The 13,554-nt window shown below is 63.3% G+C and carries 16 protein-coding genes; 7 read left to right on the forward strand and 9 right to left on the reverse strand.

Going from position 1 to position 13,554, the window contains the following annotated elements; translation table 11 throughout:
• Window positions 1-236: 236 nt before the first annotated feature.
• On the reverse strand, window positions 237-515 hold the full coding sequence (locus tag NKH37_RS13165) for a DUF2285 domain-containing protein (RefSeq protein ID WP_352592749.1): 279 nt from the start codon (window positions 513-515) through the stop codon (window positions 237-239).
• A 218-nt stretch (window positions 516-733) separates the two neighbouring features.
• On the opposite strand from NKH37_RS13165, the gene NKH37_RS13170 reads away from it, so the two are divergent.
• Window positions 734-1,051: a hypothetical protein gene (locus NKH37_RS13170; RefSeq protein ID WP_353041074.1), complete on the forward strand. Its 318-nt coding sequence runs from the start codon at window positions 734-736 to the stop codon at window positions 1,049-1,051.
• A 242-nt stretch (window positions 1,052-1,293) separates the two neighbouring features.
• On the forward strand, window positions 1,294-1,596 hold the full coding sequence (locus NKH37_RS13175; protein ID WP_352457316.1) for a hypothetical protein: 303 nt from the start codon (window positions 1,294-1,296) through the stop codon (window positions 1,594-1,596).
• 44 nt (window positions 1,597-1,640) lie between these two features.
• Here NKH37_RS13175 and NKH37_RS13180 read toward each other — a convergent pair whose 3' ends face one another.
• The 3 genes from NKH37_RS13180 to NKH37_RS13190 all read right to left on the reverse strand — a co-directional run bounded on the left by NKH37_RS13180 (window position 1,641) and on the right by NKH37_RS13190 (window position 3,249).
• A complete protein-coding gene (locus NKH37_RS13180; protein ID WP_352592746.1) occupies window positions 1,641-2,246 on the reverse strand; it encodes a DUF6456 domain-containing protein in 606 nt (201 codons plus the stop codon).
• 58 nt (window positions 2,247-2,304) lie between these two features.
• Complete coding sequence (locus tag NKH37_RS13185; protein WP_352592743.1) at window positions 2,305-2,937, reverse strand: GcrA cell cycle regulator; 633 nt, start codon at window positions 2,935-2,937, stop codon at window positions 2,305-2,307.
• A gap of 69 nt (window positions 2,938-3,006) precedes the next feature.
• Window positions 3,007-3,249, reverse strand: coding sequence for a hypothetical protein (locus tag NKH37_RS13190; protein WP_352592740.1), 243 nt, complete (start codon window positions 3,247-3,249; stop codon window positions 3,007-3,009).
• A gap of 208 nt (window positions 3,250-3,457) precedes the next feature.
• On the opposite strand from NKH37_RS13190, the gene NKH37_RS13195 reads away from it, so the two are divergent.
• Window positions 3,458-4,153: an XRE family transcriptional regulator gene (locus tag NKH37_RS13195; protein ID WP_023722940.1), complete on the forward strand. Its 696-nt coding sequence runs from the start codon at window positions 3,458-3,460 to the stop codon at window positions 4,151-4,153.
• A 222-nt stretch (window positions 4,154-4,375) separates the two neighbouring features.
• Here NKH37_RS13195 and NKH37_RS13200 read toward each other — a convergent pair whose 3' ends face one another.
• Complete coding sequence (locus NKH37_RS13200; RefSeq protein WP_031195369.1) at window positions 4,376-4,672, reverse strand: hypothetical protein; 297 nt, start codon at window positions 4,670-4,672, stop codon at window positions 4,376-4,378.
• A 185-nt stretch (window positions 4,673-4,857) separates the two neighbouring features.
• On the opposite strand from NKH37_RS13200, the gene NKH37_RS13205 reads away from it, so the two are divergent.
• The 3 genes from NKH37_RS13205 (at window position 4,858) to dinB (ending at window position 7,394) form a co-directional block, all read left to right on the forward strand.
• Window positions 4,858-5,220, forward strand: coding sequence for a hypothetical protein (locus tag NKH37_RS13205; protein ID WP_031195368.1), 363 nt, complete (start codon window positions 4,858-4,860; stop codon window positions 5,218-5,220).
• Window positions 5,221-5,290: 70 nt separating this feature from the next.
• Window positions 5,291-5,749: a GNAT family N-acetyltransferase gene (locus tag NKH37_RS13210; protein ID WP_352592737.1), complete on the forward strand. Its 459-nt coding sequence runs from the start codon at window positions 5,291-5,293 to the stop codon at window positions 5,747-5,749.
• Window positions 5,750-6,152: 403 nt separating this feature from the next.
• A complete protein-coding gene (gene dinB, locus NKH37_RS13215) occupies window positions 6,153-7,394 on the forward strand; it encodes a DNA polymerase IV (protein ID WP_352494403.1) in 1,242 nt (413 codons plus the stop codon).
• Between the two features lie 25 nt (window positions 7,395-7,419).
• On the opposite strand, the gene NKH37_RS13220 is transcribed toward dinB, so the two are convergent.
• The 3 genes from NKH37_RS13220 to NKH37_RS13230 all read right to left on the reverse strand — a co-directional run bounded on the left by NKH37_RS13220 (window position 7,420) and on the right by NKH37_RS13230 (window position 10,633).
• Entirely contained in the window at window positions 7,420-8,940 is a 1,521-nt protein-coding gene (locus NKH37_RS13220; RefSeq protein WP_352592761.1) for an FAD-dependent oxidoreductase, read from the reverse strand.
• 158 nt (window positions 8,941-9,098) lie between these two features.
• Window positions 9,099-9,992, reverse strand: coding sequence for a DUF2182 domain-containing protein (locus NKH37_RS13225; protein ID WP_352592731.1), 894 nt, complete (start codon window positions 9,990-9,992; stop codon window positions 9,099-9,101).
• An 8-nt stretch (window positions 9,993-10,000) separates the two neighbouring features.
• Window positions 10,001-10,633, reverse strand: a complete 633-nt coding sequence (locus NKH37_RS13230) for a DUF1326 domain-containing protein (protein ID WP_029351172.1) — start codon at window positions 10,631-10,633, stop codon at window positions 10,001-10,003.
• A 540-nt stretch (window positions 10,634-11,173) separates the two neighbouring features.
• Between NKH37_RS13230 and NKH37_RS13235 the strand changes: the two genes are divergently transcribed.
• Window positions 11,174-12,331 (forward strand): sulfite oxidase, encoded by a 1,158-nt coding sequence (locus NKH37_RS13235; RefSeq protein ID WP_352592728.1) that lies wholly within the window; start codon window positions 11,174-11,176, stop codon window positions 12,329-12,331.
• A gap of 330 nt (window positions 12,332-12,661) precedes the next feature.
• On the opposite strand, the gene NKH37_RS13240 is transcribed toward NKH37_RS13235, so the two are convergent.
• Window positions 12,662-13,537, reverse strand: a complete 876-nt coding sequence (locus NKH37_RS13240; RefSeq protein ID WP_352481657.1) for a sigma-70 family RNA polymerase sigma factor — start codon at window positions 13,535-13,537, stop codon at window positions 12,662-12,664.
• Window positions 13,538-13,554: the final 17 nt, after the last annotated feature.

Here is a 13,554-nt window from a genome sequence, read left to right on the forward strand (position 1 = left end):
TTCCCGCCGAATCCTTCAGGTGGGCTTTGGTGCCACGTTGTCCGACACGGCAACCATCCCGGGGTCAGCTAAGGATGAGACCCGCGAGGAAAACGGTAAGGATAAGCGACAGCGGAACTGCAAGAAGGCAGCACAGCTCGAAAGTATTGGCTCGCCAAGAAGTCATTGGGCGCTTTTCCATGTTGGCCTCCTCCCTCAACGGCCAGACCGGGACGGCAGTTCCGCTTAGATGGTGCTCATCCCCACCACTCATCATGCAATTGACGCAACTCGCTCCGCTTCCTGGTCATCCATCGTGCACGCGCCAGGTGTGTCGCCCACGCCCGGAAAGCCCTGTCTGGCTCCTGCTCCGGATCAATGTGCAGAACGATGCGGGCGACCTCACGCCAATCGGTCCCTTCAGCCGACGCGTCGAGCAGCCGGATATAAGTAAGCATGCGATCCTCGTCATAGCCGGTCGGCACTGAAGACGTCGGCGCTGCGTTCGCGATATGAGAGTTTGGCTGCTTTGGCATTGCGACCTACCAGCAATGGCGCACCGTAGCAGCCTATGAAGAAGCCGGCGCCCTTTGATCGGAGGATGCGGATCGAGATTCGCCTCGACGGTCGGCAAATGCGGGCCTCAGGCGGCAGTTCGCCGCCCAGGAGGGCCACGCCTCATCACATCGCGATCGGGTCGACGCATTCCATGTATTTTAGTGGAACCTAATTTAGTTGGCGCAATTATGCATGCGTGAAAAAGCGTGAAATCCAGACTGTCACTGAAAGCTGGCTATCGCGAGATCAGTTGGCCGATGATCCAGTGATTGCCGTCGATTTGACCGAACGAATATTACAGGCGGCCGGAAACGACAGGATCGTCTGCCTCGTCGTGGCAACGGAGCAGCTGGAAACCGACAGCATCGAGAAAGCGGAACCTCAGGAGACCAGGATTGCCGCAAGTTTCGTCCGGGACTTTGAGGTGATGCTGCTTGTTCTTTATGCGGCCTACGCCCTCGCTGTGCTGGGTGCGACCGCCTTCGTTTTGCTGGAACTGGGCCATGTTCTGTAGATCGGCAAGGTGACGGGACTGGCGCTGGCCAATTTGTCGCTGTTTGACGGGATACATAGGGCGCGGACCACAACCCGCTCGGGGCTTGCGTCGGCGGCCCCACCCTGGCGCACAGCCAGACGCGTTTTCGCCCCCGCCGGCGCTAATTTGGGGCTCTCGGTTCGTGGCATCTTGCAAATTTGTGGAACGAGCCTGCCCCTCGGGGGTTTTCTATTAGAGGGACGTTAAAGAAGGAGGTAGCTATGAAGAAGCTCCTGCTTGCCTCGGTGATCGCCATCGCCTCGGCGGCTTCCGTGATCGGCCCGGCCAATGCCGGCGGTAGTGTCACGATCGGCATCGGCAACGGCTATGACGACGACTATTATTATCGCCATCATCGGTATTCCGATTACGACGATGAGTACGTCCCCCGTTACCGCTATGACGTCTATGACGAGGACTACAGGCCACGCTACCGGTATCACCGGCGCTGCCACACGGAAGTCGTCAAGCACTGGCGTCATCACCACCGGGTTATCGAAAGAATCCGTGTCTGCCGTCGTTGACGGATCGATCCGGCCGGCAGTGCCGGCCGGATCGGTGGAGCTCCTCACCGCGGCTTGCGCATCAGCATCATGCCGTAGTGCACGGCCAAAATGTCGAGCCCGATCTTGAGTAGTTTCACCACCACGTCGCGCGGCTCGCCGGCCTGTTCGGCCAGGCTCTTCACCGTTGCGTCGGCACAGCAGACCTTTTGCACGATGCCGGCGATCTCCCAATGGGCAAGCGCCCTCGTGGCCTCGGCATGGTCGCGGCCGGCGGACAGGATGTGATCGGCGACACCGCTGCCAGTGCGGCCGCCGTCGACGCGCTCGGCCCAGGCCATCGGCTTGGCGCTTGCCTCCGACGAGTTGCGGAAATCCTGGCGGTAGCGCATGCCTGCCTCGCGTTGCTGGCGCGACAACGAGGTGAGGCCGGTCAGCGGGTCGACATTGCGCACCCGCACGATGCCGCCGGTCGCGGTGTGGCCGTCATTGGAAACCTCATAGAGGCGCGCCGCCTCCTGCGTTCCCTTGGCCAGCCGCTTGCGGCCGAACCGGTCGTCCTGCAGCGCGAAATCATGGCCGATCTCCTTGCGGATGCGCACCTGCTCGGCCTCGCCCTTCGGCAATCGCGGTAGCCTGGCTTTGGTCTTTTGGGCGGTTTTGTTGCTCATCGGCTCTGTCCTCCTGGTCTGTCGTCGGGCTCTGGCGAATTTCCGTATCCAGCGGGGCTCAAATAGCTTTGGCCGGCAGCGTGCGCAGGAAGCGCGCCGCGTGATAGGCGCAGTAGCTTTTCGAAGGCCTTGTGCGCAGCCCGCAGCACAGCATGTCCAAACCGGGGCGGCTGCCGGGGGCGTCGTTTCCCGCATCCTCCTGCGGCGTCGTGTCGAGCGGCGCGCGGCAGCGGTCGAACAGGCAATCGATGAAGCGCATGGCGACGAAGTGCGGCTGGCGGCCGCCGGCGGCGATCGGGCGCGGCGCCGGCATTTCGAGCGGCTCGCCATCGGACCCCGTGATCCGAACCGGACCCGGCTGCCAGGCCGGCGGCGCCAGCCTGGCCGACAGCCTTGCCGGGCGGCAGTGATGCTCGGCCGGTACTGCCCCTGCCTGGCCGGCAGGGTTCGACGGCTCTGGCGCCGATTTTCCATGCCGGCCGCCCGACCGTCCGCTACGCCAGCCCTTGGATCTGGCAAGGCCGATGGCGTGCAGACGGGCGGTGCGGTGGACGATGCCGATGATCGCCGCGCGCGAGGCCGGGCGGCCGCGCTGCGCACTCAGCCGGGCGGCGATCTTCGCGGCCGACAGCCCACTCATCAGCCAGTTCTCGATTTGTTCCAATTCGGAGGGGGAATAGCGGGCGGCCATGACGTTTTATTCCCTGCAAAGGTGGTTGTGTGCGGCGCCGGCTTCGCCGGCCTCAGGCTCGAAAGGCGGTCAGCCCTCGCATGGCTTGCTGCGATCGAGCTTCATCCCGGCCGCCTGCCTTGTTGCGCCGGAGACTGCCTTGCCCGTCCGCTTGTCGAAGGCGATGACCGTGCCGTCTTCGGTGCGGATGCAGGAAACCGCGGCATCCGCATTGCCGGCCGGCAGGCAATTCGTGGCCGGAGCCGTGAGGGGAACGGCTCCGGCCGTTCCGGCCGCTTGCGCTGCCGGATCCGAGGCGCGAGCCTCGGGCATCGTCCCGGCCGGGGAGGAGGACAGCCAGGACGAAGGGGAAAAGGTTGGCACATGACTACCGCGGCCGCCTCCTTGGCGCTGGGGGGCGGATTCGAGGACCGAAAGCTGGCGGAGCGACTTGTGCATGGCCACATAAGAGCATAACTTAAGAAATAATGCAAGCGATTCTTGCATAGACGAAACCGAATCTTGTGCCTCAGATGGAGCCATGGTGAAAACTGCACTGTCGATCAAGGTCGGGGCGGCGATCCGCCGGGCGCGCAAGCAGCGCGGCCTGGTGATGCGCCACATTGCCGAGCACAACGACACCGACGTCGCTGCCGTCGGCAATTGGGAAACCGGGCGCAACCTGCCCAAGACCGAGAACCTTTTGAAGACCGCCGCCTTCCTGCGCGTCGACCCGGTGGCGCTCGGCAAGGGCGAGGTCGTCTTCCTCGAAGATGCCGGGCCGGTCGCCGATGCCGAGATCGTCACCGATCCCGGCCCCCTGCCCGCCGGGCCGATGGACATCCAGCTTCTCGGCACCGCCGTCGGCGGCGACGATGGCGACTTCACCTTCAACGGCCAGCCGGCCGGCTATGTCCAGCGGCCGCCGGGGATCCGGCATCTGCGCAACGTGTTTGCGCTGCACGTGCTGAGCGATTCGATGGTGCCGCGCTACGAGCCCGGCGAGATGATCTATTGCGGCGGCCGCGAGGCCGTGCCCGGCGACCATGTGGTGATCGAGACGCTGCCCGAGGAGAACGAGCAAAACGGCAAGGCCTTCATCAAGAAGCTGGTCAAGCGCACCGCCGCCGAGCTGATCGTCGAGCAATACAATCCGCCCAAGACGCTGACCTTCAACCGCTACGCCATCAAGAACGTCTTCCGCGTCATCCCGCTCAAGGAACTGCTGGGGTATTGACGGGCGCTTGTTGCCTTCTCCCCTTGTGGGAGAAGGTGGATCGGCGCACAGCGCCGAGCCGGATGAGGGTGCTGGAAGGAACGCGGCGGAGGAAATGTAGACGCGATTTTAAGCACTTACGCCATCAAGGTAGCGATCCGTCCAACACCCCTCATCCGACCGATCTTCGCTCGGCCACCTTCTCCCACAAGGGGAGAAGGGAAGAGCAGCACGCCCTCCCCCTCAAGCCCGCCTCGATTGCTCCAGCTCTCGACCGTTGAGCAGGCGCGCCTCGGCGCGGGCTCGCTGCCGGTCGTCGATGAAGGCAGCCTGGATCGAAACGGCGGCGCCCGGCAGGCCGTCGGCCCGGCAGGCCTTGCAGATCAGGCGCCCGGAAAGTGCTGATAGCGGTGTCTCCGGCCTCACCCCATGCCGCTTGAGCTCGGCCGGCTTCCACCACCTGTTGCGGCCGCAATCGATGCACTCGACGGCAATCGAGACGACATCGGCGATCGTCGCTTCCTTGCCCGCTAATGCCATGGCCATCCCCATCGTTGTTCCTGCTTTGTTCACATTATCGGTTTTCGAGGCGGAGTCGAGTCGGTTCCGCTTACACCAACGTGAAAGTTTCACTTGTTCATTTATTTGAGTTATGCTTCTATACCATGCAAGCTGGAATCGGCGCAGCCGCGGCCGCTCCGTCCACCGAATGTAAGGGAGTGACGATGGACCTCGCCCAGTTCGCCCAGGCCTGCGGTTATGCCGGCGACAGCCCGGCCATGCTTGCCGCCTTCGCGGCCATCCGCCAGGACGGCATCCGCACGGCGCGCCAGGGCCATCGCCAGCGCAAGGCGGCGATCGACCGGATGAAGCCGAGCCGCGCTTTGTTCCTGGCGGCGATCCGCCCGGCGCAGTCGGCCGAGGAGGCGATCGAGGACGCCGCCCGCTTCCTGTCGATGTTCCGCAACATGCCGCACTGGCGACAGGAAAGGCGCAGCGCCGACCTCGCCCGCGCCAGGCAGCAGCGCCTCTTCGCCCGCTTCTTCCGCCGCTACGGCTATCGCCTCTGGGCGTTGGAGGCCGCCTGAAGACGCGCGCCCCCCTTGCAGTCAAAACGGATATTGCGATCGCCAACACTGCGCCGTATGTCTCCGCGCGATGAGCGAGATCGAATTCCGTCGTGCCCAGGCGCCCGACCTGCCGGCGATCGTTGCAATGCTTGCCGACGATGCGCTCGGCGCAGACCGGGAAGACCCGTCCACGCCGCTCGCGCCATCCTATCTCGATGCCTTCAGCGCGATCGATGCCTATCCCAACCAGTTGCTGGCCGTGGCCGTCGAGGCCGGGCAATTGGTCGGAACGCTGCAACTCAGCTTCCTTCCAGGCATTTCGAGGAAAGGCGCCTGGCGCGGCCAGATCGAAGGCGTTCGCGTCGCCCGGCAATGGCGCTCTCGCGGCGTCGGCAAGCTGATGATCGAATGGGCGATTGAAGCGTGCCGTTCGCGCGGCTGCAGCCTCATTCAGCTCACCACGGACAACAGTCGACGGGAAGCGCACACCTTCTACGAGCGCCTCGGTTTCACCGCCAGCCATCTCGGCTACAAGATGGCGCTGTAGGTCGCTGCAGCAGGCGCCGTCGGCGAAGCTGCCGATCTCCCCCCTTGCGGGGGAGATGCCCGGCAGGGCAGAGGGGGGTGCTGTCCCTCCGACCTGTCAACCAATCGGAGCCAAACCCTCAGGCTGATTCGAGTTGGCAACAACTGAAGTCGAAGTTGGCGATCCGTCCCACCCCCCTCTGTCCTGCCGGACATCTCCCCCGCAAGGGGGGAGATTGGATGTTGCTTCGACTTTCGCCAACCACCAACGCTGGAACGCAGGCAGACAGAGGGCGCCAAACTGAAACAATTGCCCTCCACCTGCCCTCCGCGCCGCTTGACAATCCGCCCACAATGTTCTCTTTATGTTCTCATCAAAACTCTAGACAAGGCGGCGTTTGAACCGCCGCGGGCGAACGGGCCGGATGGAAGCCAACATCCTCCACGCGGATCTGGATGCCTTCTATGCCTCGGTCGAACAACTGCTCGACCCGGCCTTGCGCGGCAAGCCGATTGCCGTCGGCGGCGGGGTAGTGCTCGCCGCATCCTATGAAGCCAAGGCGTTCGGCGTGCGCGGCGGCATGCCGGGACGGCGGGCGCGGGAACTCTGCCCGCAACTCATTTTCGTCGGCGGCCATTTCAAGGACTATCAGCGGCTGGGCGATGCGGCAATCAAGGTGCTGGGCGATTTCACGCCGGTGGTCGAGCGAATTTCCATCGACGAGGCCTTTGCCGACGTCGCCGGCTGCACCCACCTGTTCGGCTCGCCGGCCGAGATCGCCGGCAAGATCCGCCACCGCGTGCGGGCAGAGCTCGGCCTGCCGATCTCGGTCGGCGTAGCCCGCACCAAGCATCTGGCCAAGATCGCCTCACAGGTCGCAAAACCCGACGGGCTGGTGGTGGTCGATCCGCGCCACGAGCTGGAGTTCCTGCACCACCTGCCGGTCGAGCTGATGTGGGGTGTCGGCCCGGTCACCAGGGAGCGGCTGGCCGGCATCGGCGTCAACACCATCGGCGAGCTGGCGAAGACCAACGATGGCGCGCTGGAGCGCCTGCTCGGGCCGGCGGCGGGAGAAAAACTCAACGCGCTGGCGTGGAACCGCGATCCGCGCAAGCTGGAGACGCAGCGCCGGGCGCGCTCGGCCGGCGCGCAATCGGCGCTCGGCCGAAAACCGGCCGAGGAGCAGGTCTTCGTGCCTGCGCTGCTGCATCTGGCCGATAGGGTCGCCACAAGATTGCGGGCGAAATCCCGCCCCGGCCGCACGGTGACGGTTCGCGTCCGCTTTGCCGACCTGCGCTCGGTGACGCGCTCGATCACGCTCGACCAGCCGATATCGGCAACCGCCATGCTGGCCGAGATCGCCGAGGCGCTGGTGCGCAAGGTGCTCATCGACCATCCGCACGAAAAGACAATCTCGCTGCTGGCGATCGCTGTCTCGCATCTGGAGCAGCATGCCGGCCTGCAACTGGAACTGCCGCTCGGGCTCGCCGACGACCGCCGCCGCCCCGGCACCAGGAAGGGCGCGGCGCGCTGGACCGCAGATCGCGCCGTCGACAAGATCCGCGACCGCTTCGGCTGGGAGGCGGTCGGCTACGCCTCGGTCGCGCTCGGACTGTCGCGGTCCGTTCCCGACGCGTTTCGCGAGCTCGCCGAAAAGGAATTGTGAGCTGCGCGGCCGGGGCGAAAAAAGATTATCCGGCAGGAGCCAGGGGCGATACGGCCGGCCCGTTCAAAGCCGTGCCATCGACGGCAAAATGCGAGCCGTGGCAGGGGCAGTCCCAGCAGCGTTCCAGCGAGTTCCAATGGACATGGCAGCCGACATGGGTACATGCGGCCGAGCGTTTGTAGAGCGTGCCGTCCTCGTCGCGAAAGGCCGCGACTTTGGTAAGACCTTCGCGGACGATGGCGCCCTGTCCCGGCCGCAGCTTGTCGGCGGAATCGATTTCACCAGGCGCGACATACTCGGCAAAACTCCTGATCGCTGTCGCATTCTCCGCTAGATAATCGGCGATCGCCCGTACCGTCTTGCGAGAGGGTTCGTAAAGTTCCCGCCAGGGGCTTTCCCCCTTCAGAATCAGGTCCGAAATCAACAGGCCTGCCACGACCCCATGGGTGATGCCCTGGCCGGAATCGCCGGTAGCAACGAAGACTCGCCGATCACCGGGATTGCGGCCGATGAACCCGGCATAGTCGACCGTCTCCATCACCTGCCCGGACCATCGATTGGCTTCCGCGCCGACATCGGGCACCAATTTTTTGATCCAGGCCGCCAGGGCCGTGAAGCGGTGGTCGGCGTCGTCGGCCTGCCCTGTCTTATGGTCTTCACCACCGACGATCAGAAAGTCGGTCTTGCCTTCGCCAGGCTGCAGACGGACGTAGTGATAGGGGTCCAGCGTGTCCCAATAGAGTGCATCCGGCAAAACGTCGCGCGCGATCTCGAACGACATGGCGTAGGTCCGATACGGCGCCTGCTTGGTATGGAGCGCGACCCGATCGTTGATCGGCGAGTTGGTGGCGACAACGGCCGACCTGGCAGACACGGCAAAGCCCGAGACCGTGCTTACGCGCACGCCGCCGTCGGTCTCCTCGACCTTATCGACGATGGTCTCCGCATAAAGCGCGCCGCCGTGCGCGCGGATGCCGGCAGCCAGCCCGCGGAGATATTTGAGCGGGTGGAATGTCGCCTGATTGGCGTAGCGAAGGATCGGTGCATCCGAAAAGCCTGCAAACGGCACGCCTGCGGTTTTCTCGACGTCGACCCCGATCTTCAGAGCGGCGTCCAGTTCGCGCTCGATGACGGATTCCTTCCTGCCCGACGCCGGAAACAGAAAACCGTCGAGGCGGCGGAAATCACACGCCATACCCTCCGCCTCCAGGATCGATTGGATACGGTCAATAGCGGCCGACTGGCTTTGATAGTAAATCCGCGCCAGTTCCTCGCCGCGCAATTTGATCAGTTCCGAAAAATAGTCATCGCAGATCGATGACAGGTGCGCGGTGGTGCGGGCCGTCATGCCGCTTCCGATCCGGCCGCGATCGAGCACCGCCACCTTTTGCCCGGCGATGGCCAGTTCGTAGGCGACCGACAGTCCGACAATGCCAGATCCGACGACCACGACATCGACCTGTTCACTCCGCTCGAGCGGAACCGCATCAGGCGCGACTTCGGTTCTCGCCCAAACGGATACAGTCCTTTCGTCGCCGACATTCATGGCGGAGCCCTTCATACCCGACATTCGGATAAACGGACGCCAGGATTCAAAGTTCCTTGACGCCTGAATGCCTGCGTAAGCTTGACGTCACCGCCGGTCCGCCCCGACGCGTTGTGAGCCGGCCTGGCTGGGGCGGTGCGATGCACTTTACGTGGCCGTCACACCAAAAGCGTTGCGCTGCCCCAGGCGATCAGGGCGATGCCGGCTGCCCGGCCGACCCACTGGCCGGCAGGAAACGCCTTTTCAACCAGCACCAGAATGGCGAGCCCGGCAACCCACACCAGGTTCATGATGCCACCCACGAACAATAACGCCATCAGCATCCAGCAGCATCCGACACAGAACGCCCCGTGCAGCGCGCCCAAACGCAGCGCGCCAAGTGTGTGGGGACGCCAGTGGCGGGAAAGGAACGCCGTCGGCTTCCTGCAATGCGACAGGCAGGCGTTCTTGAGCGGCGAGAGCTGATACAGGCCCGCGGCGATCAGGACGATGCCTGAAAGCCAGCGGCTCTGCGAACTCATCATCGCCGCGGTAACGACCGCCTCGCGTTCGAGCAGCCAATGCAACGCAGCTGCCGCGACGGAGAACCCCAGCCAGACCAGGAGATAGCCTGCCATGAATACGCCGGTGGGCGCGAGCTTGTCCTGGATCTGGCCCTGTGCGAGCGCATGGCGATGCACGCGCGCATAGAGCAGGATAGTCGGCGCCGCACTCGGGGACATCATCGCAACCATCATGACCCACCACATCGCAATCATCAGCGCCCAGATCGCGGCCCCCCAAACCCGCGGTTCGTTCGCCATGGCCATCGCGCTCATGTCCATCCCGCTCATGTCCATGCCAGACATATCCATGCCAGACATATCGGAGGTCATGTCGGCGGTTTGCTGGTGGGGGAATAGCGCGACCCTCGTCATCTCCCACGCATTCATGCCGAGCCCTGCACCGGCGACGATATAAAGCCAGCCCAGCAGGCACAGCGCCGCCACGCCCGCAATCGTGATGACGCGGTCGCGTCTGAGCAGCCGTTCCAGTGGCGACCCACCGTCCATGCGGCGCGTCAGGCCCGCACCACCCCGTGATTGTTGAGATGCAGCCGGGCGAACTGGCCGTAACTGTCCTTCATATTCACCTGAACCGGCCCGCTGGTTGTGCTTGAAGCGCTGCCGATCTCGGCGACCGCATATTCGAAGCCGTTCGGCAACACGATCTGAGCGCGCGAGTCCGCGCCCGTCACCTTGTTGCGAATTGGTTCGCCGACCGTTTCGATGTAGTCCTTGACGAAGATGCGGCCCCTGCGGCCGTCGATATCGAGGTCGAGATCGATCTTGGTGAAAACCGGCTCATTCATTTTTGTCACGGTTGAGGCGTAGACGGCGAACATCGTCGCGAACGGGTCGGTGTCCTGGCCGGTCATGATGCGCAGCAGCGCTTGACGCTGCCGGTCGGTTGCATTCTCGTCGACGAAAGCGATGGCTTCGCCATTGCCTTCGTGGATCGCGCCAGGCCATTTGAAGATCGCGGCGATCCGCAGGCCGTCGAGAGCGGTTTCGCCATGATGACCTTCGTCAATCTGGATGCCCGCCACCGCATGGCAATGGCCTTTGTCGGGCAGCGCATTGAATTGACAGTTGCAGCCATATTCGCAGGTGCAATTGACGAGTTCCCGTCCCTTGATTTCCCAAGACGTCATGCTGTCCTCCCTGATGCGAAGTATTAGACCATCATCATACACCTGCGCCGGCCGTGCCGCCATCCTGTGGCGCCAAGAGTGATCGCGACAAGAGGCGGCAGGCCAATGCGGTTTCTTGTCGAATTTGGGTGAACATACCCCCCGGAGATGGCGGGGCGATATCGGAACGGCAGACGTGGGTCGAAACAAGCGTTTCCGAGCGCAACCCGCCAAGGTCCGGAAATGACCCCAGAAGGGGCGTTCGGCAGCGATCCGAGCAGCAAGGATTTGGCAGGACCGGAAATCGGCATGGAATGCCGCAATCATCATCATGTCCCGTCCAAGTTGTGGACACTTCCTTCTCAAAGGCGCACTCTTGGCATGCGAAACGCGAGCCAGAGTTTCGTCCAACGCTTCACATGCCTGACTTGCGTCGGTGATTGTCTGACCTATCCGGATACTTCCGGATGGGCAGACCTCACATTGTGTCGCCTATCCGTGATCAGGCTACGGCCTAAGGCACGTTGCAGCCCGTTCCGGATCAACTGGGAGGTAAACAACATGCCTGATTTTCAGCGCAGAGAACTTCTTGTTCAAGGAAGCGCGGCTCTTGCCGCAATTGCTGCTCTCTATACCTCGCGTCGGGCTTACGCTTTTCCAACACGGCCGAGCGAGGAAGTTATTCCGTGGCTGGATCAGCCGACCAAAAATCCCGATCCGGTGGGTATCCAGAAGCAGCTTGTCTGGGAGGATTTGGATAGCTGGATAACGCCAAACGACAAGTTCTTCAGCATCTCGCATTTCAACCGACCAACGATCGACGAGAAGACATGGTCGATGGAGATCGGAGGCTTGGTCAAGAAGCCCTTGGAGTTAACGCTCGCCGACATCAGGGCGCGACCGCGGCAGGAGGTCGTTTTCACAGTGGAATGCTCGGGCAACCACGGATTTCCCTTTTTCACCGGCGGCATCGGCAATGCCCGTTGGGCAGGGACGCCGCTCGCCCCGATCCTCGAGGAAGCCGGTGTTCTGGAGAAGGGCATCGAGGTCGTCTTTTTCGGTACCGACACAGGCGAGGTCCCGATACGCGACGTCAAGATGCAGCAGAACTTCGCTCGTAGCATGTCGCTCGCCGACGCGATGAACCCCGACAATCTCCTCTGCTATGAAATGAATGGAGCCGCCTTGCCGGCGGCCAACGGCTTCCCGGTACGGCTCATTGCTCCAGGCTGGTACGGGATCGCCAACGTCAAGTGGCTAAAGCGCATCGAGGTTCGCGATACGCGGTTCATGAGCCTTCTGATGGCCCGTGACTATGTCACCATCCGGGAGGAGGACCACAACGGCGAGACCGTATGGGCCGAGACTTCGGTCGGGCGAGCGCTGATAAAGTCCGCGCCCGCGAAGGTTACCCGGAAAGATTCAGATTACTCCATCATTGGAGCAGGCTGGGGGGCGCCGATCGAACGGGTCGAAGTGCAAATCGATCAGGGGCCTTGGGCACCAGCGACCATTGACCACAGTGAGGAGGCAGAACACGCCTGGAAAATTTGGTCCCTGGATTGGGCAAATCCCTCTCCTGGAGAACACACGGTGACCTCGCGCGCGGTCAGCACCACGGGACAAATTCAACCGGCGATGGACGATCCCTTGATTGCCAAGAAACACACATACTGGGAAAGCAATGGCCAGGTGACGCGCCGCGTGCGTATCGGCTAGCGAATTTTGCAGCCAAATAGATGCGGCAAAACAGATAGTTAGAGCGAGTTACCGGTTCCAAGAGAACCGGAACCGCTCTAAGAACTTGCTGCCATGTGGCATTGCGTTTGGGTCACCCAGGAGGAGGCTGCCTGATCCGAAAGCTGGCGCCGCTCTGTATCGAGCATGACGGGTGTAGGCCGTAGATCCTCTTCGCGACGATACCGGTCCCCGAAATCGGGGGCGGAGCCCTTCAGCTTAGTGATCGAGGCGATGGCAGACTTGTCCGGTGGCGCAACCTTGGCCCTGTCGCCTCCGCGCGCCATTTCCGCACCATTTCCAGCGCTCGCCTCACCTCTCCACGGCCCTGATTTCCGCATCGACCAGGCACCACGGTGCATAGCGGAAGTCGCGGATCTGGATGATTTCATCGCCCGCCCATTCAACCAGCACGAAGCCGCGCACGGTGCCGTCGGCCGCCTGCGGGTCGCGGATAAGGATCGCCGGCCTGCCGTCGACGAAGCCGAGTGACAATGCCCAGTCGCTGATACGGTCGTAATTGCCGAAATAGGTCGACGCCTGGGCCTTGCCGCGCAGGCGGACGCGGTTGACGACTTCGAGCCGGACGTCCTCTGCGATCAGTGCCTTGACCGCGTCGAAGTCGCGCGCGTTGAACAGGTCGACATAGCGCCGCAGCCGGCGCTCGTCATCGGCGTCGAGCTTCGGCGCGAGCGCCTGCTCGGGCTGCAGCGCCAGCAGCTTGAGCTGCGCCCGCCCGCGATGCAGCGCGGCCTTGGTGGCGGCGAGCGTCGCGCCGGTCACTTCGCAGGTCTCATGCAGGCTGAGGCCGAGCACGTCGACCAGGATCACGGCGCTGCGCTGCGGCACCGAAAGCTGCATGAAGGCGCGCAGGCCGGTCTGGGCGGCGAGCCGGCTGTCGGCGCTGCCGGAGGGATCCTCGATGACGCTCATGTCGGCCTCGGTCATGCGCGACCTTTCCCGATTGCGCCGCCGCAGATGATCCTGCGCGGCATTGTGGGCGATGCGAAACAGCCATTGCTCCGGCCGTTCGACCATCGCACCGCCGTCGATCGCCTGCAGCGCGTTGATCAGCACCTCCTGAACGATGTCCTCGCCGTCGATCACCGAGCCGGCCATGCGCGCGCAGTAGCGATGCAGCCTTGGCCGCAACCCGACGAGCATCGCCTCCAACGTCGCCCTGTTCATTTTCGGCATAGCATCCC

Source organism: Mesorhizobium sp. M1217, from assembly GCF_040318275.1.
Classification (GTDB): domain Bacteria; phylum Pseudomonadota; class Alphaproteobacteria; order Rhizobiales; family Rhizobiaceae; genus Mesorhizobium.